The organism is Pseudomonas triticicola, from assembly GCF_019145375.1.
In the GTDB taxonomy this organism is placed as follows: Bacteria; Pseudomonadota; Gammaproteobacteria; order Pseudomonadales; family Pseudomonadaceae; genus Aquipseudomonas; species Aquipseudomonas triticicola.
The window spans coordinates 1,221,536-1,243,760 of record NZ_JAHSTX010000001.1 but is presented as its reverse complement, the minus strand read 5'-3'; the positions used below and the strand labels follow the sequence as shown (position 1 = coordinate 1,243,760).

The 22,225-nt window shown below is 57.9% G+C and carries 21 protein-coding genes; 7 read left to right on the top strand and 14 right to left on the bottom strand.

The window, feature by feature from the left end:
- Window positions 1–296: 296 nt before the first annotated feature.
- The 7 genes from gspF to gspG all read right to left on the bottom strand — a co-directional run bounded on the left by gspF (window position 297) and on the right by gspG (window position 9,237).
- Window positions 297–1,508 (bottom strand): type II secretion system inner membrane protein GspF, encoded by a 1,212-nt coding sequence (gspF, locus tag KVG85_RS05720; RefSeq protein WP_217863227.1) that lies wholly within the window; start codon window positions 1,506–1,508, stop codon window positions 297–299.
- Entirely contained in the window at window positions 1,508–2,914 is a 1,407-nt protein-coding gene (gspE, locus tag KVG85_RS05715) for a type II secretion system ATPase GspE (RefSeq protein WP_217863226.1), read from the bottom strand. Before gspE ends, gspF begins: the two co-directional genes overlap by 1 nt.
- 895 nt (window positions 2,915–3,809) lie before the next feature.
- A complete protein-coding gene (gene gspD / locus KVG85_RS05710; RefSeq protein WP_217863225.1) occupies window positions 3,810–6,188 on the bottom strand; it encodes a type II secretion system secretin GspD in 2,379 nt (792 codons plus the stop codon).
- A complete protein-coding gene (gene gspM / locus KVG85_RS05705; protein WP_217863224.1) occupies window positions 6,185–6,733 on the bottom strand; it encodes a type II secretion system protein GspM in 549 nt (182 codons plus the stop codon). The genes gspD and gspM overlap by 4 nt, the downstream gene beginning before the upstream one ends.
- Window positions 6,726–7,847 carry a type II secretion system protein GspL gene (gene gspL, locus KVG85_RS05700; RefSeq protein WP_217863223.1) on the bottom strand — a complete coding sequence of 374 codons (1,122 nt, stop codon included), beginning with the start codon at window positions 7,845–7,847 and terminating at the stop codon, window positions 6,726–6,728. Before gspL ends, gspM begins: the two co-directional genes overlap by 8 nt.
- A complete protein-coding gene (gene gspK / locus KVG85_RS05695; RefSeq protein ID WP_217863222.1) occupies window positions 7,844–8,764 on the bottom strand; it encodes a type II secretion system minor pseudopilin GspK in 921 nt (306 codons plus the stop codon). The genes gspL and gspK overlap by 4 nt, the downstream gene beginning before the upstream one ends.
- A 47-nt stretch (window positions 8,765–8,811) precedes the next feature.
- Window positions 8,812–9,237, bottom strand: a complete 426-nt coding sequence (gene gspG / locus KVG85_RS05690; protein WP_217864936.1) for a type II secretion system major pseudopilin GspG — start codon at window positions 9,235–9,237, stop codon at window positions 8,812–8,814.
- Window positions 9,238–9,427: 190 nt separating this feature from the next.
- Between gspG and gspI the strand changes: the two genes are divergently transcribed.
- A complete protein-coding gene (gspI, locus tag KVG85_RS05685; RefSeq protein ID WP_217863221.1) occupies window positions 9,428–9,814 on the top strand; it encodes a type II secretion system minor pseudopilin GspI in 387 nt (128 codons plus the stop codon).
- Window positions 9,815–10,155: 341 nt separating this feature from the next.
- On the opposite strand, the gene KVG85_RS05680 is transcribed toward gspI, so the two are convergent.
- Entirely contained in the window at window positions 10,156–10,515 is a 360-nt protein-coding gene (locus tag KVG85_RS05680) for a DUF6124 family protein (RefSeq protein WP_217863220.1), read from the bottom strand.
- A gap of 716 nt (window positions 10,516–11,231) precedes the next feature.
- On the opposite strand from KVG85_RS05680, the gene KVG85_RS05675 reads away from it, so the two are divergent.
- From KVG85_RS05675 to KVG85_RS05665, 3 genes are all read left to right on the top strand, one after another.
- Complete coding sequence (locus KVG85_RS05675) at window positions 11,232–12,404, top strand: PIN domain-containing protein (protein ID WP_225926635.1); 1,173 nt, start codon at window positions 11,232–11,234, stop codon at window positions 12,402–12,404.
- Between the two features lie 384 nt (window positions 12,405–12,788).
- Window positions 12,789–13,622: a TIR domain-containing protein gene (locus KVG85_RS05670; protein WP_123442312.1), complete on the top strand. Its 834-nt coding sequence runs from the start codon at window positions 12,789–12,791 to the stop codon at window positions 13,620–13,622.
- Between the two features lie 272 nt (window positions 13,623–13,894).
- Window positions 13,895–14,308, top strand: coding sequence for a glycyl-tRNA synthetase subunit alpha (locus KVG85_RS05665; RefSeq protein WP_123442311.1), 414 nt, complete (start codon window positions 13,895–13,897; stop codon window positions 14,306–14,308).
- Between the two features lie 122 nt (window positions 14,309–14,430).
- Here the strand turns inward: KVG85_RS05665 and KVG85_RS26120 are convergent, their stop codons facing one another.
- Both KVG85_RS26120 and KVG85_RS05655 read right to left on the bottom strand, forming a co-directional pair.
- Window positions 14,431–15,987, bottom strand: a complete 1,557-nt coding sequence (locus KVG85_RS26120) for a hypothetical protein (protein WP_367615307.1) — start codon at window positions 15,985–15,987, stop codon at window positions 14,431–14,433.
- Window positions 15,988–16,579: 592 nt separating this feature from the next.
- Complete coding sequence (locus KVG85_RS05655) at window positions 16,580–17,011, bottom strand: type II secretion system protein N (protein WP_217863219.1); 432 nt, start codon at window positions 17,009–17,011, stop codon at window positions 16,580–16,582.
- A gap of 120 nt (window positions 17,012–17,131) precedes the next feature.
- On the opposite strand from KVG85_RS05655, the gene KVG85_RS05650 reads away from it, so the two are divergent.
- Both KVG85_RS05650 and KVG85_RS05645 read left to right on the top strand, forming a co-directional pair.
- On the top strand, window positions 17,132–17,578 hold the full coding sequence (locus KVG85_RS05650; RefSeq protein ID WP_217863218.1) for a GspH/FimT family pseudopilin: 447 nt from the start codon (window positions 17,132–17,134) through the stop codon (window positions 17,576–17,578).
- The gene (locus KVG85_RS05645; RefSeq protein WP_217863217.1) at window positions 17,575–18,183 is read left to right on the top strand and encodes a type II secretion system protein GspJ; all 609 of its coding nucleotides are present in this window, start codon (window positions 17,575–17,577) and stop codon (window positions 18,181–18,183) included. Before KVG85_RS05650 ends, KVG85_RS05645 begins: the two co-directional genes overlap by 4 nt.
- 551 nt (window positions 18,184–18,734) lie before the next feature.
- Here KVG85_RS05645 and KVG85_RS05640 read toward each other — a convergent pair.
- Genes KVG85_RS05640 through KVG85_RS05630 form a run of 3 tightly spaced genes read right to left on the bottom strand, consistent with a single transcriptional unit; the run spans window position 18,735 to window position 20,976 of the window.
- Window positions 18,735–19,673 (bottom strand): FecR family protein, encoded by a 939-nt coding sequence (locus KVG85_RS05640; protein ID WP_225926634.1) that lies wholly within the window; start codon window positions 19,671–19,673, stop codon window positions 18,735–18,737.
- A gap of 32 nt (window positions 19,674–19,705) precedes the next feature.
- Entirely contained in the window at window positions 19,706–20,257 is a 552-nt protein-coding gene (locus tag KVG85_RS05635; protein WP_041480103.1) for an RNA polymerase sigma factor, read from the bottom strand.
- The gene (locus KVG85_RS05630; RefSeq protein WP_071172670.1) at window positions 20,254–20,976 is read right to left on the bottom strand and encodes a secretin and TonB N-terminal domain-containing protein; all 723 of its coding nucleotides are present in this window, start codon (window positions 20,974–20,976) and stop codon (window positions 20,254–20,256) included. Before KVG85_RS05630 ends, KVG85_RS05635 begins: the two co-directional genes overlap by 4 nt.
- A gap of 150 nt (window positions 20,977–21,126) precedes the next feature.
- Here KVG85_RS05630 and KVG85_RS05625 point away from each other — a divergent pair, with 150 nt between their 5' ends.
- Window positions 21,127–21,429, top strand: coding sequence for a hypothetical protein (locus KVG85_RS05625; RefSeq protein WP_041480100.1), 303 nt, complete (start codon window positions 21,127–21,129; stop codon window positions 21,427–21,429).
- Window positions 21,430–21,609: 180 nt separating this feature from the next.
- Here KVG85_RS05625 and KVG85_RS05620 read toward each other — a convergent pair whose 3' ends face one another.
- A complete protein-coding gene (locus KVG85_RS05620) occupies window positions 21,610–22,050 on the bottom strand; it encodes a carboxymuconolactone decarboxylase family protein (protein ID WP_217863216.1) in 441 nt (146 codons plus the stop codon).
- Between the last annotated feature and the right edge of the window lie 175 nt (window positions 22,051–22,225).

The window sequence follows — 22,225 nt, the reverse complement described above, 5'->3', positions numbered from 1 at the left end:
GGGGGATTTTTGTGGGGATTTCTCGGGTGTTTGCGGTGGGTTGCGGTGCGTCTGGATCGGGGGTTTGACTGAATCGGGCTGGAGCCGTTGGCGGGTGGTTGCAGATGACAGAATGGAGAACCCGAGGATGATGGGATCGGGACTCGGGTGAGGGTCAGGCCGGTGCAAAATATTTGAGTTTTGTGTTGTCGGGACTGGCGCTTTCGCGAGCAGGCTCGCTCCCACGGTTGAAATGCGTTCCCCTGTGGGAGCGAGCCTGCTCGCGAAGAGGCCAGCCCGGCCAACATCAAACCGGGCTACTGCACCAACTGATTGATCTCAATAATCGGCAACAACACCGCCATCACAATCACCAGCACCACCCCGCCCATCACCACAATCATCAGCGGCTCGAGCAACGCGGTCATGCCCATCGCTCGCCGTTCAATGTCCCGGGAAAGCGTCTGTGCCGCGCGCTCGAGCATCGGTGGCAGCGAGCCGGTTTTCTCGCCGCTGGCGATCAGGTGAATCAGCACCGGCGGGAACACATTCTCCACGCGCAGCGCGGCGGCGAGGTTGACGCCTTCGCGCACCTTCGCCGTGGCCTCGCTGACGCTCAGGCTCAAGCGGTCGTTGGACAATGTCTGCCGCGCCGCTTCCAATGCACGCAACAACGGCACGCCGGCACCGCCGAGGATCGCCAGCGTGGACGCGAAGCGCGCGGTGTTCAGGCCGAGAATGAAACGCCCGAACAGCGGCAACTTCAGCACCCGGTGATGCCAGCTCAAGCGCGCCGCCGGATTGCGCAAATACAAACGCCAGCTCCAGAACGCCCCGGCCATCAGCGCCGCACACAACCAGCCCCACGCACGAATGAAATCACTGGCGGTGAGCATCGCCAGCGTCAGCCCCGGCAAATCCTGCCGCGCTTGAGAGAACGCGCTGACCACCTGCGGCACCACGTAACTGAGCAGGAAAATCACAATGCCGATCGACACCAGCCCGACCACGCCGGGATAGATGAACGCAGTGAGAATCTTGCCGCGCAGGTTGTTGCGTTCCTCGATGTAATCGGCCAGCCGTTCCATCACCTGGGCGAGATCGCCGGACTCTTCGCCAGCGGCAATCAGCGCGCGGTAAATCTCGGGAAAATCCCGTGGCCGCGACGCCAGCGATTCCGCCAGACGCATGCCGCTGCGCACATCAGCGCGCACGGCGCTCAGGGTCTGGGCGATATGCTTTTTCTCGGCCTGCTCGACTGTGGCGCTCAGTGCTGCTTCCAATGGCAGACTGGCGCCGAGCAGGCTCGCCAGTTGCCGCGTGGCCCAGGCGAGGTCGTTGTCGGAGAGTCTGGCGCTGAACAAACCGCCGCCACCGTGTCGGGCGACGTTGCTTTCCTCGTGCACCGACAGCGCTGTCAATCCACGTCCGCGCAAGGCACTCAACGCCGCGCTCTGGCTGTCCGCCTCAAGGTGTCCGGACTCGATTTTCCCGGTGGCATCCGCCGCTTCAAAGCGATAGCGATTCATCAGGCGTCCCGTGTCACACGAAGGATTTCTTCCGGCGCGGTGGCACCGCTGCGAATCCAGCGCTCACCGTCCTCACGCAGGCTGAACATCCCTGCTTTCGACGCCGCCGCGCGCAAGGCCTGCTCCCCTGCCCCTTGGTGGATCAGCGTGCGGATGTTGTCGTCGATGCAGAACAATTCGTGGATGCCGGTGCGGCCGCTGTAACCGGCGTGATTGCACGCTGCGCAGCCGACCGGACGCCAGGTGCCGGGCGTGGCCGGGTCTTCCTGTTTGCATTGGTTGCACAGGCGCCGCACCAGACGTTGCGCGAGGACGCCGAGCATGGATGACGCGAGCAAGAACGGTTCGACGCCCATGTCGATCAGGCGATTGACCGCCGACACCGCGTCGTTGGTGTGCAGCGTCGCCAGCACCAAGTGCCCGGTGAGCGAGGCCTGCACGGCGATTTGTGCGGTCTCGAGATCGCGGATTTCGCCGATCATGATGATGTCCGGGTCCTGCCGCAGAATCGCCCGCAGCGCGAGGGCAAAGGTCATGTCGATCTTGGCGTTGACCTGAATCTGGCTGATCCCCGGCAGGTCGTATTCCACCGGATCTTCCACGGTGAGGATGTTGCTGGTGCTCGCATCCAGTCGCGCCAACGCCGCGTAGAGGCTGGTGGTCTTGCCGCTGCCGGTCGGCCCGGTGACCAGGACGATGCCGTGGGGCTGGCGGATCAAATGATCGAGTTTGGCCAGCACCTGTGCATCCATGCCGAGGGTTTCCAGATGCAAGCGCCCGGCCTGTTTGTCGAGCAGGCGCATCACCACTCGTTCGCCGTGGCCGGTGGGCACCGTCGATACACGAATATCGATCGGCCGCCCCGCTACGCGCAAGGCGATACGACCGTCCTGCGGCAAGCGTTTTTCGGCGATGTCGAGCTGGGCCATGATCTTGATCCGCGACACCAGCGCACCGTGCAACGCCTTGCGCGGCGAGACCACATCGCGCAGGGTGCCGTCGACGCGGTAGCGCACCACCGAATGGGTTTCGAACGGCTCGATGTGAATGTCGCTGGCCTCATCGCGCGCGGCCTGGGTGAGCAAGGCGTTGATCATGCGAATCACCGGCGCGCCGTCCTGGGTGTCGAGCAGGTCGGTGATTTCCGGCATGTCCTGCATCAGTCGATCGAGGTCGACCTCGTTTTCCGCCGCACCCACCACCGCCGCCGCACTACCGGTGTCGGCGTAAGCGCTGGCGAGCAAACCGTCGAGCTCGTCATCGCGCACACGCTCCAGCCGCGTCGCACCGAACTGCCGACGCACTTCGCTGATCGACCAGCCGGGCGTTGACGGGCACACCGTCAGCACGCCATCGCGCAAAAGAATGCGCTGCGCCTTGGCCCAGGCGTACGGCAATGCACTCATCGCCCATCCTCCCCGCAATCGACCGTGGCAATGGGAGCCCTTGTGGTAATGAGATCCCTTGTGGCAATGAGATCCTCTGTGGCAATGCGATCCCCTGTGGCGAGGGGATTTATCCCCGTTGGGCTGCGAAGCAGACCCAATCTTTTAGAACCGGTTTCTCCAGGCAAATCGCGTGTACCGGTTTCACGACTGCTGCGCAGCCGAGCGGGGATGAATCCCCTCGCCACAATCATCATTCCATTCAAAACCGAGTGCTCCCTTCAATGGGTACCGTGGCAATGAGATCCCCAGTGGCAATGGAATCCTCAGTGGCAATGGGATCCCCCGTGGCGAGGGGATTTATCCCCGTTGGGCTGCGCAGCAGACCCAAACCTTGAGAACCGGTTTCTCCAGGCAAATCCCGTGTACCGGTTTTACGACTGCTGCGCAGCCGAGCGGGGATGAATCCCCTCGCCACAATAATCATTCCCGTCAAAACCGGGTGCTCCCTTCAATCGGTACCGTGGGAATGGGATCCTCGGTGGAAATGAGATCCCCTGTGGCGAGGGGATTTATCCCCGTTGGGCTGCGCAGCAGACCCAAACCTTGAGAACCGGTTTCTACAGGCAAATCGCGTGTGCCCGGTTTACGACTGCTTCGCAGCCGAGCGGGGATGAATCCCCTCGCCACAGTCATCATCTCAGTCAAAACCGGGTGCTCCCTTCGATCAGTGCCGTGGCAATGGGATCCCCTGTGGCAATGGAAACCCCTGTGGCGAGGGGATTTATCCCCGCTGGGCTGCGCAGCAGACCCAAACCTTGAGAACCGGTTTCTACAGGCAAATCCCGTGTACCGGTTTTACGACTGCTACGCAGCCGAGCGGGGATGAATCCCCTCGCCACAATCATCATTGCAGTCAAAACCGGGTGCTCCCTTCAATCGGTACGGCTTTGATCGTGGCGCGTGGGCCTGATGTCGGCCCCGGCGCTGGCACGCCTTGCGCGGCGCTTGGCAATTGCGGCGCCTGCATGTCGGGCATCGCCCAGCTGCGTTCCGGTTGCAAGCCGCCCTGGGCGCGGCGCATGAAGTCGTAGCGGTTGAGTGTGATGCTGCGCCCCGCTTCGCTGTCGCGGATGATGTACGGGCGCAGGAACACCATCAGGTTGGTCTTGGTGATCGCCCGGCGTTCGTTGCGAAACAGCGCGCCGATGCCCGGCAGGCTGCCCAGCCATGGCACGGCATCATTGCTCTGGCTGTAGCCGTCCTGAAGCAAACCACCGAGGACCATGATCTGCCCATCGTCGAGCAGAATGCTGGTGTCGATCGCGCGCTTGTTGGTAACGATGCCGGCGGCGGTCACGCTGTTGGACGCGCGCTCATCGATGCTGCTGACTTCCTGATAGATATCCAGCTTCACCGTGCCACCCTCGGAAATCTGCGGTCGCACGTTGAGCTTGAGGCCGACCTCTTCGCGGGTCACGGTCTGGAACGGGTTGTTGCTGGTGCCCCCGCCGCCAGTGACGTAGCTACCACTGACAAACGGGATGGTCTGGCCGACAAAAATGCTCGCCGCTTCGTTGTCCAGCGTCAGCAGGTTCGGCGTCGACAGCACGTTGGTGCCGCCCTTACTCTTCAACGCCCGGGCCAGCACTTTCAGGTCGAGAATCTTGCCGATGCCGGGGATGTCGACCGTGCCGTTGACATAGCCAAGATTCAAACCCTGCGGCAGCACGTCGATGCTGTTCTTGGCCCCCGTGTTGAGACCCGCGCCACCCAGATTGGCGCCACCGATCACGCCCTTGCCGCCGAGATTGCCGGTCTGCCATTGCACACCGAATTCACTGGCATCGTCCTCGCCGACCTCGACGATCAGACTCTCGATCACCACCTGCGCACGGCGCTGATCCAGCAGATCGATAACCTCACGCAGATTGCGATACAGCGGTTCCGGTGCGGAAATCAGCAGCGTGTTGGTGGTGGCATCGGCCTGAATCGTCACCCCGCCGGCGCTGAAGGCAACGTTCTGTTCGCTGCTTTGCGTACCGCCACTGCTGCTGCCGCCGCCACTGCCCTGAGCATAACTGCCGCCGCTTGCGCCGCTGCCAGTCGTCGTTGAAGTGCCAGTGCTCGGCGTGCTGCTCTGGCCGTTCTGCCCGGCATTGCCGCCGGTGCTGCTGCCCATCGCGCTGAGCACCGACCGCGCCGCGTCGCTGCTGCCGCTGTCACTCTCGCCGGTGAGCAAACCGCGCAAGGCTTGGGCGAGTTTCGCCGCTTGGGCATTGCGCAGATAAACCACGTGCAGATTGCTCGGATTGCTCTGCGCGTTGTCGAGTTTGTAGATCAGGTTGCGCGCCAGCTCGGTGCGCTCGGGGCTGCCGGCGCGGATGATGATGGTATTGGAACGTGGGTCGCCAATCACGGCGATTTTCTGCGTCGGATCATTGCCCGGCGCGTCGAGCAAGTCGGCCACCATCGGCGCGATATCGGCAGCGATGCCGTTCTGGATCTGCACCACATCGGTGTCGATCGCGCTCGGCGTGTCGATGCTCTCGATCAGCTGCGCAACGCGGGTGAGGTTCTCGGCGTAATCGGTGATGACCACGGTGTTATTGCCGGGGTAGGCATTGATCGGATTGTTCGGCGAGACAATCGGGCGCAGCACCGGGATCAGGTTGACCGCGTTTTCGTATTGCAGGCGAAACGTGCGCGTGAGCATGCCGTTGCCGCCCGGTTTATCCGCGCTGTAGATCGGCCCGCCGAGCAGTTTCGCGTCGGCCTCGGGAACCACCTGCGCCACGCCGCCGACATCGACCACGCTGAAGCCTTGCATGCGCAACGCCGCGAGCAGCATGTCGTAAGCCTGGCGGGCTGGCACCTGACCTTCCGAGACCAAGGTCAGATTGCCCTTGACCCGTGGATCGACGAGAAACTGCTGCCCGGTGGCCCGCGACAGCGCCCGCACCACCGCCTGAATATCCGCCTCGACAAAATTGAGCGTCACCGGTTGCTCGCCCAACGGATTGCGCGCAACCGTGTTGCTCGGCGCAGCACCACTGCGCCCACGCTGACTGATGTTATGCAACTGCTTGGGCACCGGCCGCGCCTGAGCCTGCGCCCGTTCGCGATCGGCCACCGCATCGCCGCTGCGCTGGGTGTTGGCCAGCGGCCGGCCGAGTTCGCTGTCGACCAACAGCGGCGGCTGATGCTGCGGCGCCGTGGTGCTGTTGCACGCGCTCAATGCCATCAGCAACAACGGCAGCGCCAGACGTGCCACTTTGCAGCGTGACTCCTTCATGAAGCTTCCTTAGCGCCCTGCGCCTGATCCATGCGAACGGTGCCTGACAATGTGCCGGCAGTGACTTCGGTCGAGGCCGCGCTTGCGCGCTGCAACTGCGCCTCGACCACCTGCAGAGAAAGTTGCGACGGCTGGCTGAGCAGCCAGTCGAGCAGCGCATCGGCCGGCGCGGCGTCGACATTCAACTGCCACGCGCTGCCCTCCGCCGCTTGTAATTGGTAATGCCCGGCCAGCCCCGCCGCTTGCAGACTTTGCTCCAGCGACTGGTCAACGCTTTGCCCCTGCGGCCGCACGTTGACGCTGCGCAACAGCACTTCCAGCGCCTCGGTTTGCGCGCGCAACTTGGGCGTTTCGCTCTGCCAGAAAGCGATCCTGGCCAATGGCGGCTTGACCAGCGTCAGCCAGATCAACAGACCGACAAGCACCAGCGCCATGCCGGCGACCATGCGTTTCTCACGCAACGCCAACGGCTGCCAACGCGCCTGCAACTGGCTGCTGAAGCGCTGCCAGCGTCCACGGTAAATCGCCAGCGTCGCCCTACTCATCGTCTGCTCCGCTGTCGTCGTCTTCGTTGGTGTTTGCGCTGGATTCATCGCTCGGGCGCAAGGTCCAGCCTGCGTCATCGGCAGTGACGCTGATGCCGGCCTGGGCCAAGGTGCTTTGCCAGTCCTTGTCGCTACCGCCACGGTTTGCATCGCTGAGCAGCGCCAGCTGCAAGACGCCGTCGCGATAGGTCAGACGCTCGACACTGCCAGCCATGAACGGCATGCCGGTGCCGGCCTGCAACACCAGTCGATTGAAGTTTTGCGCCGGGTCATCGACCGCGCCTTTTTGCCGTTGCTCGAGTTGCTGACGCGCCTGTTGCAGCGGGTTGAGAATAACCGGCAATTCCGGGAACGCCTGCTTCACCCGCTGACTCATTTGCGCTTTGAGCTGCTGGCCCTGTCGCGCTTCGCGGGCGGCATACAGATTCAGACCAATCACCCAAACCGCCACGGCCAAAGCCACACACCCGACAGCGCGTCCCCAGCCACGTTGCTCGCCGCCGGTTTGTTGCAGACCACCGTGCAAACCCCAACCGGGCAAAGGACCGATCCAGCGCTGTGTCGCGTCAGCTGCGAACGATGCCTCATCAACTTCGTCACCGAGCAACGGCTCAACCTGCGCACTGTTCAAACTCTCGCGCCGGAGCAAATGCCCTTCCGCCACACAAGCGACAACCCCCGGCAGCACTGGCAGGCTGTACGGCGCCGGATACAAACCGCGCAGCGTCAACCCCGCCTGCTTGAGTACCGCAGCTAGACGCTGCAAGTGCTGCCGCGCCACCCAGGCGATTTGCACCTGCCCACTCGCATCACGAGGACTGTGGCCGATATGCATTTGGCTGCTGTCACCGAGCATCAACGCCTGCGCCGCACACTGCACAGCGGCCGCCGTTTTGTTCGTGGGCAGCGGCGGCAGATCAATGCTGGCGAGCAGGCTGTCGGCCGGGTGCAGAAAGCACAGCAGCGGTGGTTGCTTCGGCCGTTGCCCCAACTGACTCAAAGTCAGTCGTTCCTCACGACTGACCTGCCCCTGACTATCCAGCCAGGCGCAGCTCACTTCGCTGTGCAACTCCAGCTCCGCCAGCGGCGGCAACGCGACGCGCAACTGACTCATGCGCCCACCCGCGACCAGATCACCTGCGGCAGCCGATCCTCACTGCGATGCAGCAACGCGTCGAGGCTGACCCGGCGCTGATCACGCCGCGCTTCACCGCGCAAACGAAACCAGTCACTGGTGATACCGACCTTGACGCTGCTCATTTCCAGCTGCGGCATGCGCAAGCGGTTCACGAAATCGCCGCGATTGATAAACCAGCGCCCGGCGTCACGCTCGGCAATCAACGCCGTCGCCCGCTCCAGCGAAAGCCCCGGCACATACGCCGCCAGCACCTGCGCCGTCGCGGTGTTGCCGTTGATCCACGTCGTCGCCGGAATCACCGTCACGTACGGCGCCAGTTGGCCGACCAGTGCATCGGTCACGCCTTCGACGCTGCGCAAATCATCCAGCGTGCGCAGCATCGGCACCTTCGGCGGTGGCGGTTTGTGATCGGCATCGGGCGAAGTCGCGCGGCCACTGTCGAAACCCGCTTTGGCCGTCGCACCAATCTGCGCATTCAGCAAATGCGGATAACCATCAATCACCCGCTGACGGATGCGCTGGCCGACAACGGCGCTCACACCGATCAGCTCGCACAAGCGCTCGAACGCCTGCACTTGCGCCTCATCGATGCGCTCGTTGACGACCAGATTGCGCAGATTGAACTTGCCCTGTTCGTCCTCCAGCCGCCCGGCAAAACCCGCCGCCAGCAACGGCTGCGCCCAAGGCTGATCGCGCCGGGTCAACGGATCACGCAGGCGCGCATCCCACAGCAACTGCCGGCTGATCTCCAGACCACCCTGCGCGACCCAACGCCCCTGCACCCGCTGCTGATCGGCCTCCAGCGCCCGGGTTGCCACGCTCTGACGCGTCAACATCCCCGCCGCAATCACCGCCACCACCGCCGCGATCAACAACGCGCTGATAATCGCCATGCCCTGTTGCTTCGCCCCGTTGAGCGAACCTGTGTTCACGGCCGGCCTTACAACTGCCAGGAACCGATATCGGCATTCACGCCATCGCCGTCCGGCTGGCCATCGGCGCCGAGGGAAAAGATATCGACCTCACCGTTCGCGCCTGGGTTGAGGTACTGATAAGGCCGGCCCCATGGGTCATTCGGCAAACGCTCCAGGTACGAACGCCAGTTGCTGTTCTTCGCATCCGCCGGCCGCTCGACCAACACCTTCAACCCCTGATTCATGCTCGGATACGTGCCGTGATCGAGGCGATACAACTTCAACGCCTGCATCAACCCACCAATATCCTGCTTCGCCGCCGTCGCCCGCGCCTGATCCGGCCGGTCGAGCACCTTGGGCACCACCATCGCCGCCAGAATCCCCAGAATCACCACCACCACCATGATCTCGATCAAGGTAAAACCCTGCTGGCTACGTAGCTTGTGCGACATACGCGGCGACTGACTGAGCGTGTTCAAAGGTGCGATATCCATCTCGACATTCCCTGGCTTGATCCGAATTCGACGCGCAGTGTTGCAAGAAGATATGTCAGGGATGTTGAAAATCCTCGGGTGTTTCCGTCGTCAAGCCGTCAAGGACGGGGGTTAGCGTCGAGGGCTGGATTTTGCTTTTGGGCCATGTATGCGCGGGTGTTCGAGAGAGAAAGGATTCACCCTGATTGAAGTGCTGGTGGCACTGGCAATCATCGCCGTCGCCATGTCCGCCGCCGTGCGAGTGGCGGGGTTGATGACTCAGAGCAGTGGGGTTTTAAGGGATCGGTCGGTGGCGATGATTGCCGCGCAGAGCCGGATGGCTGAGCTGCGCCTGGAGGGGCGATTACCGAATGGGATGAAGGCTGTTGAATGTGATCAAGGGCGACTTATGTTGCGCTGTGAACAGGTGATCGCCAGCGCAGAGAATGGACGGTTGCTCAGGATTGGAATCCAAGTATTCGACCGCAATCAGGATGCGCCGCCGTTGGCCAGACTGGAGACCCTGTTGTCACGGCCAGGAAGCCCCTCACCCTAGCCCTCTCCCGAGGGAGAGGGAACCGATACGGGGATGTTCCAGAGATACGCCGACCTGAACGTCTCGCTCTGAATCCATAATCAACGCGGTCGCTCAGGTCGATGTAAAACGCAAGACACCTCGGTCGGCCCCCTCTCCCTCCGGGAGAGGGCTGGGGTGAGGGGCTCTTCTGCCGCGGTGCATAAGCATCAAAAATCCATAATCAACACGCTCGTCCAGGTCGATGCACAACGCAAGACACCTCGGTCGGCCCCCTCTCCCTCCGGGAGAGGGCTGGGGTGAGGGCCTCTTCTGCCGCACCTAAAATCCCAAGGCCCAGCGCCGGATCAAGGCCAACGACATCACCCCGCCACCTCCAAATTATCCATAACCCGATTCACCGCCAGCTCCCCCAACATGATCAGTTGAGCAACGCCCAACAACGCCCGACGCTGCGGCGCTGACAGCAAACTGGAAATGTCCTGAGCAATCGTCTTCGCCGAAGCAAGCGTTTCACTCGCATCAGCCAGCATTTCTTCATTCTTGGTATCCGCCGTCACCGCATACATCCCACGCGCCTTGCGCGGCGGAGGCAGCAGATTGTTTGGCGACAGGTAATGATCGAGCGCGCGGTCAGCGGCTTCGTGGAGCTTGTTGGAATCGAGGGATTCATAGGGAGACGTGGGATCGGTTTCGGGTGGGTTGGGGGTTGGTTTGATCATGAGTGAATCTCCAAATCATGGAAAAGGAGCCATCATCTTTCGCTACCAAACGAAGGGGTGGTGGCCATACGAAGGTTGGTAGACCGGTGACTTGGAAAACCGGCGCGCCCGAAGACGCCCTGCGCATGGCCACCATAAATACACAGCCCCCAAAAGGCCCGTGTCGGGTGACGCTATGCGCCAAGTCTAAGCCGGGCTACCAAACCCGATCGCTGATTTGTCAGCGACCGGACCACAATAGAACCAGCCCCCAAGGCGCACAAGCCGGCGGATTCTGGCGTAGCTGTAGGCAAAGGCGCAAGGATGTGTAGCCTGAGAGAGTGTTTGGAGATGTCTTTTTAAACATTTGTGTTTATAGGCGCCATTGCGTCACGTACACACCGGATAAATCCATCCCGTATCCCACCTTCTGAGCCACCTTCAACGGATGAAAACGACGGTAGCTTTCAGCCAAAAGCGGACGTTCAGGTCTCGACCGTACGCCCTTCTGCAAGCTCACGCCGTGTGGATTCTATGTATATATATTGAAGATTGATTACGGCTGGATCACTAGGGACACAACGGCAACATGATCCACCAGCGCTACGGGACGAGGTTCAGCGAGACAACCCGGTCGTTGTTGGTATGCTGCAGAACGCCTAAACCCCGTAGTCAGATGGGAAGTGCTGTGAAATGATCGAAGCTATCGACTGATACTCCAAGCGAAGGGACTGCTTATGCCTGTGATGCATTTGTTCATAGATACAAATATTTTCTTGAATTTCTATACCTACCCCGACGACGACGACGGAGTCATAGATGAATTATTAGAGAATATCGGTCCGAACAAGATAGTTTTGCATCTTCCAAAACAGGTAGAAAATGAATTTGAGCGAAACCGAGAGTCAAAGCTTCATGGTGCTGTTACAGAATTCCAGAGTAGCAAGTTCCCTAATGCGGTTCCAAACCACATGCGAGGAACGGAGGTCGCGCGAAATTATCAGGAAGCTATAAAAATTGCAGAGTCGGCGAAGAAGACTTTAATAGCGAACGCCACAGGTTTAGCACTGCAGAATGACTTACCTGTCGACAAAAAAATAACCGAAATTTTCAGTAAATCACAAAAATACGGCGAAGATGATGCCAGCTTTAAACTTGCGATTGAGCGCTCCCAACGAGGCAATCCTCCGGGCAAAGGAGAAAGCGTTGGCGACAGATACAATTGGGAGGTTTTACTTAAGCATGTGCCAGCGGGAGATCTACATATCGTCTCTAAGGACGGTGACTATGCATCACCTCTCGCAAACCTAGACAAAAGGACAGTCAAAGCCAAGCGCTACCTTGCCGAGGAGTGGTCAAAGAAAAAAGAAGATGGATCTCTCCATATCTATACAAATATCAAGTCTGTGATTGCACATTATAAAAAACTAGTACAACAGCCTGAGCTCCCAGAGCCGCCGCCAGTGGAACTTGACGCACCGCCGCCAACAATCCCAATCCCTGTTCCACCTCCGCCTCCGCCTCCGGTGCATGGATTGGCAGCGTCTGGTGAACTACAGAGAGCGCTGGACCAATTACAAAGCCCAGAGCATTTAGCTGTTATTAATCAGAAAAATGAAGCGATTGAATACCTAAAAGAAAGTGGCAGCTTCTCTACAACTCACATGGCCATCTCTAAACTTTCCCAATATTTTGGATATTTTGATGTGTCCGACGCAACTAAGCTTTTCAATGCGGCCTTAGAAAACGCTCAAGTGGGGTGGATAATTTCCGATGACGATGTTTATGACTTTTATGTGAAGCTAGCGAACGAGTTTCTAACAGCTGTTGAGCCTGATCTCGCAAGTCAAATTGTTGATCTGATGGGACTTGTGCCAGCCCCTCCGCCACCGCCACCCTTGCAATCGTAGAAGCGCCGCGTAATTCCTAAAGTCCAGCAAGACGTACGGCCTCTCGTTCAACTCAGAGCTGGGCTAGGCTAAGCGGCGCTGCACTTAGGCCGGCGAATTGCTAGCCGAGGTGCGTAGTCTGTATCGACCGGATTCGACTTAAAAGGCCTGATAAAAATCTGGTTAGCCAGGTCGCTCGAAGCGTCAAGGGTGGAGGCCATGCGTAAACCAGGTCCCCACCTAGCGGTATGTATACTTCATGGAGCGCTTGCGTTTATTCTTGGCAAGGTCAACGTGTGACAATGCGGATAAAAATCGCTCACTGGACGCCCTAAAGCTGCGCTTTTTTCTGCTGGTTAGCTCAAAATTTGCGGTCAGCCTAGGTCGAGTTTTTAAGGAAGTCATATGAGAAAGCCAAGAATATTTATAGCTTCAGCAGTAGAGAGCTTGGATGTGGCTGATGCGTTCAACGTAAACCTAGATCATCAGGCAGAGGTAACGGTTTGGAAGCATGGTTTTAACCTTTCTCAGAACACTATTGACTCTCTGGTAAAAATGGCGGAATCCGTGGATTTCGCAATTTTCATTTTTACACCAGATGATATCGCAGAAATCAGAGACCAAAAAAAGCACATCGTACGAGATAATGTGCTTTTTGAACTTGGCCTATTTGTCGGTACGCTAGGTAAAGAGAGATGCTTCATCGTTAAACCTAGAGACACCGAGTTGCATTTCCCGACTGATCTTTTGGGGCTTACACCGGCGGATTACAATGGCGAAAGGTCTGATGGAAATTTGGAGGCCGCTGTAAATCACCCGTGCGTACTAATCAAGAAGGAAGTTGCAAATTTAAGCTTGCTTTCACAAGATCTAAATATTCAGAAAAAGCCGCGCAGAAAGGCTGGATACAATTATAAACTGGGTGACGTGGAACATCGCCTTTTGGCAAAAGTTCTTGAAAGTTATGCCAGCTCACCGAATGGCGTATCTGTATGGAGTACATTCAACGACCTGAAAGGTGTTGAGCAAGGGATACTGAGTTTAGCGGCGATTAAGCTAGAAAGAGTAGGCTTTCTAGATAAGAGCATCGCTATCGACGAAGAGTATAACGGATCTGAATATTATGCATTCTCAATAACTGCCGACGGGATAGATTATCTTCTTGAAAATGAGGAGCTGCTCCACAAGGCAAATAAAAAAGTAGGTACAGTTAATTTCGACACAGATATTCCATTCTGATTTATTTGCTAGCTTTTAGCTTTCGCGGATTGCTTCTGCGGTAAAGTAAAAACAATTCGTAGTGAGTTGTATATGAAAAAACGTTCACGCGCTAACTTGCGTGAACTGAAGCGCGCCCATCACATTAAAGATTATGCAAACAAGAAGAGCACTCCAAGGGGACTGATATATTACCAGACAACAATTCAGCCTCCGTTCCCGATAGAAAAGTCTCAGTATAAAAATCTCCAAACACGTCACATTTCCTCCCAAACTCTAGATCCGAGTACAAAATGACGACAAATTACTGGCTTGTAGGTGCTACATGGGGAGGATCAAAAGACGTCCTACCTAAATTTTTACAACGGGGATACTGGTATTGCTGGGATGCAAATAAATTCGAGAATGAGGAGGCCGGAGTAGGAAACTCCATAAAAAATCAACAAGAACGATTTACGCACGTAAAGACAGGTGATCGTATTGCAGTCAAACGCTTACTAGGGAAAGGATCATCAGAAATGGCAATCCTTGCAATAGGGAAAGTTAAAGACGTAGATATTTCCGAATGGAGAATCTATGTTGACTGGATTATTTCAGACATTAAAGATCGCAACGTTCCGCTAAGAGGTTGCGCGGCCTCAATTCATGGCCCTTTCTCCAAACTTGGAAAGGATGAAGAATGGATTCAAAAAATATTTTGCCTCTAAAACGGACAACACAATAAAAAATGTGCAAATTAATTTACAGGCGTTCACTTTTCGGCAAATAAATTGACGCCAACGCGAAAGGTCTTGGATTTGCTTCCAGAGAGCAAATCCGCTCCAACCTTCTAATTTTCTTTTGATTTGCGTAATTCATTTTTTAAAGCATCGACCTGAGCGTGCAACCTTTCATTCTCATTCATTAGGAAGCTTTTCGATGGACTCTCAGGGTTATGATAAGAAGGAATATCATACAACAACTCCAACTCATCCTTATAAGGCATCAAAGGCTGATAAAGTTGATAAAAAGCACGCCCTACTGCTCCTCGAAATAGTTCAAGTATTGGCTTCTTTGCACCGACAGAAAGAATATGATCAGTAGCAATGCCTGGATAGGGATCGATGTATATTATTTTAGTGACACCCAGTTGATACGCTTTTTTTGCACAAAGTTCACAGGGGCTAGCGGTAGTAAACAAAACACCCCCAATAAGTTTTTGCCCACCAAATTTTGCAATTTGCAAAAAAGCATTTTCTTCTGCATGAAGTGATCTCGTGTGAACTTGATTCTTTTCACCCTCAATTTCATTTTGTAGCGCTTTGAAGCAAAACGGGATATTTCGTTTTTGAGTGGCGCCAGTTCTTATCAAATCAAAATACTTATCACTTAAAGCTTTGCGGAACACATTATCGTTTTTTTCATACTCACTATAATCGGCACCATTAATTCCGCTCAGTAAGTCCTCGGCACTTCTTAACAGGCATGGAGTTTGTCCTTGGGGAGTGCTGTTCCAGCCGACACTTTTTACACTGTAACCAGTATCTGTTACCACAGCCCCAACCTGTCGCGAAATACAGCCAGAGCTTTGCTTGACCGTATAAGCTATTTGCATACAGTTTTCAACTGACGTCGGCATCACTAACCCAGGATGCATCATAAGCGCTAGGTACCATGCTAGCTGACTCACCAAGTCATTTTGATTGAACTCGCTAGTTTTGGAGTTGTGAATATGAATATCAGCAATCTCGATACAAGCCTGAATATTTTGCGCGATAAATTTATTCGCCCCGGAAAGTTTTCCAGGATACTCCTTGTTATCGAGATCCGAAATCTCCCTTATTGAAAGCTTTCTATACTCATGCAAACTACTCAATCTTTTCGAATTAGGCGTATTCACGGATATCAGATAGAAGTTTGCATACCTCCTTTTTAAAAAGAATGCCTCATACGGATTTCTAATCGCATCTATAACAACCCTGCACGGAACTCCTTTTGCTATTGTGGATTTTCGAACAAGCTTAATCAAAAAATTTAAATGCTTTGGAAAATTAAATATCTTGCCGGCGTCAAAGATATTACTATTTGCAAGACCTGAGGATCTAATATTGTCACCAGAGTTTTGGTAAAGCTTGGTAAAACCAGCCCCACCTAAGCTTTCCCTTAAACTCTCAGCAACACGCGGCAAGGTTGAAAAATAAAGATCTATCCATGACTCTAACTCGCTAGGATCAACCTTCCCATTAAACGAATGAAGCCGGAGAATTTCCTCTCGCACCTTATTTGACTCATCATAAATCGCTGCTGCGGACTCTTGCTTAATGCCTGCACCCGAGACCCCTACTAAGTACGAGACAAACGGTTCTCTTTCTAAAAGCAATAGGTGATATGTAATTAAGGATCGCACCTCAATCTTATAAAAAGAAGTTCAGTCATTACTCTTTAAGTACTTATGAATTATTTTATGTTTTTTTAACTCGTTCTCCGTGAGCCCTTCATAGCCGTCCGCAGGAAATTCGAAACTTGTGCCGCCCAGCTTGCTAGCGGCCGTAGAGCATCCTGAACCAGTACGCCCCGTCAGGCCAATTATCAGAAAGTTATTTGCGTCACTGTAAACCCCACTTATTGCTTCACCGGTCTTTATCGACATTCCCTCTCCCCTTTACCCTGTAATCTACGAACAGAAAATGAAAAATACGTCTATCTCATTACAAATGTAGCCTGCTTTTTGGCGCACATTAAAGTTTTCCACTACGCGTTCCTCCAACCCTTCAAGGATGTTCTACTAAGAAAATGGCTGCTAAAAAGCATGTAGGACTGCCTTCAAGGTCCCATCAATGAGTAGATTGCTTTTCTGTAGGATAGCGGTATGTCGTGACATGATTGCTCTTGCCGAAAGCAATCAAATGCTTTGTTTATTCACCTTACTCTCTCGTCGAGCCGCTTGAACGGGCAGGCCAAGAGGGGCAGCAGCAAAATGGCTGACTCGATCTTTCAATTCAAGGCCTCACCAACCTAGGCAAAACCACCCCCTCCCCCAACCTCTCCACCCCCAACCTCACCCTCTCCCCACCCCGCTCAATCACCACCCCATCCCCCTCAACCCCCACCAACTTCACCCCACCCCCAATCTTCTCCCCCACCAAAAAACTCCTCGGCGCGCCATCATTCAAACTCAATATCGCTACCGTCCCGCTCCCGCCCGCGATCACCCCACTCACCTTGATGTCCACCGGTGCGGTCTCATTGGAGAACCACTGCAACGCCGGGCTATCGCTTCTCGCCGCGAGCACTTGCGGAGCGGCTGCGGGCGTGTGGGATTCCGCCGAGGTCAGCAGCAGCGACGACCACGTCGCGACGCCCACCAGGGCGGCGAGCAGTGCCAGGGCCTGGACGGTTTGCGCCGGGGTAATCCGTGCGGTGAATTTCATGGGTTGTCGCTCCTTGTTGTCCCTGTTGCCAGACTACGCGGCAATTCTCTCCGTTTTATTTCACATGCCTTACATGTTCGCCGGGCACGATGGGGTGGGACGCCAAGGAGCGCGTGGGTGATGAGCAGGCAGCAGGGTTTTACGTTGATCGAGTTGATGGTGGTGCTGGTGATCATCGGGATTGCCAGTGCCGCGATCAGCCTGAGTATCAGGCCCGATCCGTTGCAGTTGTTGCGCAAGGATGCCGAGCGGGTTGCGCAGTTGCTGCAGGTGGCGCAGGCCGAGGCTCGCGCGGATGGGCGGCCGATTGTGTGGGTGGCGGATGCCAAGGGGTTTCGCTTTGGTCGGCGTGGGGATGATGGCGTGGGGTTTGAGTCGTTCAAGGAGGATGCGCAGTTGCGGCCGCGTGCGTGGCAGAGCCCGAAGGTCGAGGTGCGTGTGGAGCCTCGGCAGACGGTGGTGCTGAATGCCGAGTGGATCAATCCGCCGTTGCGGCTGGTTTTGTCGGATGGGGCCAATCGGCTGAGTGTGCTGCGCGATGGCAGTGGGCGGATCAGTGTTCAATGAAGACTCAGCAAGGGTTCACTCTGATTGAGGTGATGGTCGCGATTCTGCTGATGGCGGTGGTGAGTCTGATTGCCTGGCGCGGGCTGGACAGTGTGACGCGGGCGGACAGTCATTTGCAGGCGAGCAGTGAGCAGAGCGACGGGTTGTTGCGGGTGTTGAATCAGTTGCAGCGGGATGTGGACATGCGCGCCGGGGTGGAGTTGAGCGAGCCGCGCAAGGTCGGGGCTGAGGATGAGGCGCCGATTGCGCCGCCGGCGGTGACTGTGCGCAGTAGTGAAAGCAAGGGGTTTCGGCTGGACATTATTCGTAGCGCGGCGGATCAGCCGGGGGCGTTGCAGCGGGTACGGTGGTGGGTCAAGGGGGATACGTTGTATCGGGCGGTGGCTGAGGCGCGCAGTCGCTATCCGTTGCCGGCGCCTGGGAATGGGGTGGCGGTGTTGAGTGAGGTGAGTGATGTGCAGGTGCGGGTTTGGGAGGTGGATAAGGGATGGCGGCAGTTGAGTGGCAATCGGCGGGAGGATCCGTTGGGGTTGGAGATTAGTTTGAGTCGGCAGACGGCGCAGGGGGTTGAGCGGTATCGGCAGGTGATTGGGTTGTTGCAATAGCCGGGATCACCGCAGTTTTCGTAGGAGTGAGCCTGCTCATTGCGGTGGGTCAGTCAATGTTGTTGCCACTGGTAGACCGCTTTCGCGAGCAGGCTCGCTCCCACAATTGGGTTGGGGGCGGTCAGTTGCAGGTTGGTGGGCTGTTAGGCCGTCATCGCTGGCAAGCCAGCTCCCACAGGGATCGAGTGCGACCGGAAGGTATTGGTCAGTTGGGCAACCGCTTTCGCGAGCAGGCTCGCTCCCACAGTTGGGTTGGCGGCAGTCAGTTGCAGGTTGGGTGGCTGTTAGGCCGTCATCGCTGGCAAGCCAGCTCCCACAGGGATCGAGTGCGACCGGAAGATATTGGTCAGTTGGGCAACCGCATTCGCGAGCAGGCTCGCTCCCACAATTGAATTAGGGGCAGTCAGCTTTAGCTTGGTTGGCTGTTAGGCCGTTATCGCTGGCAAGCCAGCTCCCACAGGGTTCGAGTGCGACCGGAGGATATTGGTCAGTTGGGCAACCGCTTTCGCGAGCAGGCTCGCTCCCACAGGGGATCTGTGTGTGGCAGGCAGTTAGCTGAGGACGACGACGCCGCCCGGCAGTTCGGTGCATTTGATGCCGTAGGCGTCGCGGATCAGCAGGGCGACGCCGGCGAGTTGGTCGAGGTTGAAGCGGGCCTGGACGCGGCGTTGGCCGAGTTCGCGGTTGAGCAGCAGGAGCATGCCGGGGCGGTAGCGGTTGATTTCGTCGATCATCTGGCTGAGGGTCGCGCCGTTGAACACCAGCACTTGCTGGCGCCAGTTCATCACGGCGGCGGTGTCGACGGTTTGCACGTTGCCGATTTGCCGTGCGTCGTAGGTAACTTGCTGGCCCGCTTCGAGGCGCAGGTTGCGGCCGTCGATGGCGACGTCGACCGCGCCGTCGAGGCAGGTCACGCAGACTTGCTGGTCGGTGTTGCGCAGGTTGAAGCGGGCCTGACTGGCGCGCAACCACCCTGCTCCGGCCTGCATCGCCAGTGGCAGGCGTGCGGTTTGCACTTCGACTTCGCCGCTGACCAGTTCAAAGCCCTGCACGCCGTTCTCGACGCTGCGCTGGTTGATGCGGGTCTGGGTGTTGAGTTCGAGGCTGACGCCTTGCGCCGGTTCGACTCGGCGCTGTTGGCCGACTTCGGTGATGTAGTCGGCGCCCAGCCCTTCGAAGCCACCGGGAATCGTGCCGCGCACCAGCAGGAATGCGGCGGACGCGGCAATCGCGCCGCCGAGAAATGCCCGTCGACCGAAGCTGCGTCGGCCCTGCACGGCTTCGGCGGCCGGTTGCAGGTGATGCCACAGCCGCTTGGCTTCTTCGAACGCCTGGGCATGTTCGCCGCTTTGCGCGCACCATTCGCGCAGGGCGCGGGCGTCGGCGACGGTGGCGCGGCCCGAGGTCAGCAGAATCAGCCAGTCGCGGGCTTCGCTGTGCAGCAACTCGTCGGCCGATGGCTCGGCAGGTTTCAGTCGAAAGATGTTCAAACGCGCAAATTCTCAACGGATTAATCGGGTCACTATTCGCTAGACGGTTTTCCGGCCCCGCGACCGAACCGCTGAAACACTTTTCTTTCAAGTTTCGCTGCGCAGAAGCCCAGCGCGGCTTTGATTTCCTTCTCGACCATGCGCGTGGAAATGCCGAAACGCTGGGAGATTTCCAGGTGCGGCGCTTCTTCCAGGCGCGCGGCGATGAAGATCCGCCGACGCCGCGCGGGCAGTTCGTACAAGGCGCTGAGCAGAGCCTGCATCTCCTTTTGCCCGCCGACCACCCGCGCCGGGTCGAGGGCTTCGTCGCCCAGTTGCAGCAGTTCCTCGACTTCGGTGCCGGTGAGCAGGCGCGCATCGGCCTGACGGCGGTCGGCGGCGATGTTCAGCGCCATGCGATACAGGTAGGCGTTGGGCTTGAGCAGGTTCGGCGGGGTCTCCATACGATCGACCCGCAGCCAGGTTTCGTGCAGCACGTCGTTGGCCAGGTCCTCGGAACCGAGGCGGCGGCGCAGGCGCACGCGAAAGTCCTCGTAGGAGCTGAGGAACAACTGGCCCATCGTGCTTTGTCCGGCGTCTTTCATCCCCCGGAAACTCCTTCCCATCTCGTGCATTCCATGCGTTTCCCTGACGACTCCGGTAACAACAGCAGCGTGACCGGCTGGCGCAAGGCGCTGGGCGTCGGCCGATCGATTGTGAGGTTGCGAAAACTTTCCACCAGCGCGTTATCGCGCCGTACATCGCCGGTCGAAGTGACCAACCGGTTGTGCTGCACCACGCCGTCGCGCCCGACCCACACCTGCAACACCGCGCGATAACTGCCCGGCCGGGTCAGCGGCGAACGGCACAGCTTGCGCTCGATCGCCGCTTGCACCGCCGTCGCATAACTGCGGTTGACCGCGACAGCAGCCGGCGTGGGTTTGTCCGTCGGCACTGGCAGGTCTTCCACCTGCGCCGCTTGCAAGGTGAACGCGTCGGCGCGGGCGTAACGCGCCATCAACCCGGTGCCGCCGAGCAGATGGCGCAAGGCATCGGCGGCGGTGAATTCGCCATCCACGGCGAGGGAGCGACGGCCCCGGCTCAACTGGCTGTCGACCAACACCGCGACGCCGGTGGCGCGGCTGTATTGATCCAGCGCCCGGGCGAGTTCCTGCGCCGGGATGTGCAAGGTCATGCGCATGTCCGCCGCTGCCGGATCAGCATTGGCCGCGCAGGTCAGCAGACCGAGCAGCCAGCCCAGACCCGCGCGGCGCACAAGCGTCGCCGAGCGCTGAAGACTGATCCGCGAACTGCCTCGCTGCACGACTGGCGCACCCCTGAAAATCGCTATCCTGCGGGGCATTTATGACTCTGGTATGACGGGCGGTGCAAAAAAACCATCACGGGTTTTGCGCCGCGCTTGCACTAGACTCAAACCCCAGAGCGGCCCATTCGGGCGGGCCAGGAGGCGGACATGAAAACGCGGTGGATGTGGGTCTTGCTGATGACGGTGGGCGCGGCGCAGGCGGAGGAGCCGCTGGGTTGTGTCGAGGTCACGGTCGGCGGTTACAAGGCGCCGAATTACGATTGCCTGAGCCAGCAGATGGGCAACAACCCTGACGGCGCGGCGGCGGCGCAGAAGAACATGGAAGCGTTGAATGTGCCGGTGCACAAGCGCGCGCCGAATCAGGTCGGGCTGGCGACCCCGGCCGCGACCAGTACGCGGATGGGGAATACGTTTGGCACCTCGGTGAAACCGCAGCGGCCGGCGAATTGAATCGCACTGTGGCCGGTGAGGGATTTAGCACCTGTGGCGAGGGGATTTATCCCCGTTGGGTTGCGCAGCAGCCCCGAAGTCGCCTGACTCTGATCTGTCAGATAAACCGATTTCACCGTTCTGGCGTCTGCTGCGCAGCCGAACGGGGATAAATCCCCTCGCCACAGGAATGGGTGCTTTTCAGTCACTAGGGGTCTGGCGGAAGCTGACGGCCAGGCGATTCCAGCTGTTGATGGTGCTGACCGCAACCGTCAAATCCACCAGTTCGCCTTCATCAAATTGCTCGCGCGCCTGCTGGTAGACCTCATCCGGCACGTGGCTTTCGGCCAACAGCGTCACCGCCTCGGCCCAGGCCAGCGCCGCGCGTTCGCGGGGGTTGAAGAAGTTGCTGTCGCGCCACACCGCGATCGCGTAAAGACGCCGATCACTCTCCCCGGCTCGCCGCGCGTCCACCGAGTGCATGTCGGTGCAGAATGCGCAGCCGTTGAGTTGCGAGGCGCGGATCCGGATCAATTGCAGCAGCGGCGCTTCGATGCCCAGGTTGGCGGTCAGCGCCTCCATGGCAAGCATCGCTTTCATCGCCTTGGGCGACGCGTTGTAGTAATCCAGACGCAGGGACATGGCGCGGCTCTCGGCAGGCGGAATGATGAGTTCACGGTACGGGCTGTGCAGGCTGTGTTACAGCCCCAATTCCACGAATTTCGGCTACACCACTGAACCTCGGCCAAACGCAATACCTGTGGGAGCGAGCCTGCTCGCGAAAGCGGTTTCCCAGACAAATATTCATCCACTGCAC

What these genes read in the sequence shown, in the direction of transcription:
- KVG85_RS05625 (WP_041480100.1), top strand. Translation starts at nt 21,127, where the DNA reads ATGAAAACGCGGTGGATGTGGGTCTTGCTGATGACGGTGGGCGCGGCG.
- KVG85_RS05675 (WP_225926635.1), top strand. Translation starts at nt 11,232, where the DNA reads ATGCCTGTGATGCATTTGTTCATAGATACAAATATTTTCTTGAATTTC.
- gspF (WP_217863227.1), bottom strand. Translation starts at nt 1,508, where the DNA reads ATGAATCGCTATCGCTTTGAAGCGGCGGATGCCACCGGGAAAATCGAG.
- KVG85_RS05645 (WP_217863217.1), top strand. Translation starts at nt 17,575, where the DNA reads ATGAAGACTCAGCAAGGGTTCACTCTGATTGAGGTGATGGTCGCGATT.
- gspK (WP_217863222.1), bottom strand. Translation starts at nt 8,764, where the DNA reads ATGGCGATTATCAGCGCGTTGTTGATCGCGGCGGTGGTGGCGGTGATT.
- KVG85_RS05665 (WP_123442311.1), top strand. Translation starts at nt 13,895, where the DNA reads ATGACGACAAATTACTGGCTTGTAGGTGCTACATGGGGAGGATCAAAA.
- gspL (WP_217863223.1), bottom strand. Translation starts at nt 7,847, where the DNA reads ATGAGTCAGTTGCGCGTCGCGTTGCCGCCGCTGGCGGAGCTGGAGTTG.
- KVG85_RS05650 (WP_217863218.1), top strand. Translation starts at nt 17,132, where the DNA reads ATGAGCAGGCAGCAGGGTTTTACGTTGATCGAGTTGATGGTGGTGCTG.
- KVG85_RS05680 (WP_217863220.1), bottom strand. Translation starts at nt 10,515, where the DNA reads ATGATCAAACCAACCCCCAACCCACCCGAAACCGATCCCACGTCTCCC.
- KVG85_RS05670 (WP_123442312.1), top strand. Translation starts at nt 12,789, where the DNA reads ATGAGAAAGCCAAGAATATTTATAGCTTCAGCAGTAGAGAGCTTGGAT.
- gspM (WP_217863224.1), bottom strand. Translation starts at nt 6,733, where the DNA reads ATGAGTAGGGCGACGCTGGCGATTTACCGTGGACGCTGGCAGCGCTTC.
- gspI (WP_217863221.1), top strand. Translation starts at nt 9,428, where the DNA reads ATGCGCGGGTGTTCGAGAGAGAAAGGATTCACCCTGATTGAAGTGCTG.
- gspE (WP_217863226.1), bottom strand. Translation starts at nt 2,914, where the DNA reads ATGAGTGCATTGCCGTACGCCTGGGCCAAGGCGCAGCGCATTCTTTTG.
- gspG (WP_217864936.1), bottom strand. Translation starts at nt 9,237, where the DNA reads ATGTCGCACAAGCTACGTAGCCAGCAGGGTTTTACCTTGATCGAGATC.
- gspD (WP_217863225.1), bottom strand. Translation starts at nt 6,188, where the DNA reads ATGAAGGAGTCACGCTGCAAAGTGGCACGTCTGGCGCTGCCGTTGTTG.
- KVG85_RS05620 (WP_217863216.1), bottom strand. Translation starts at nt 22,050, where the DNA reads ATGTCCCTGCGTCTGGATTACTACAACGCGTCGCCCAAGGCGATGAAA.
- KVG85_RS05635 (WP_041480103.1), bottom strand. Translation starts at nt 20,257, where the DNA reads ATGAAAGACGCCGGACAAAGCACGATGGGCCAGTTGTTCCTCAGCTCC.
- KVG85_RS05655 (WP_217863219.1), bottom strand. Translation starts at nt 17,011, where the DNA reads ATGAAATTCACCGCACGGATTACCCCGGCGCAAACCGTCCAGGCCCTG.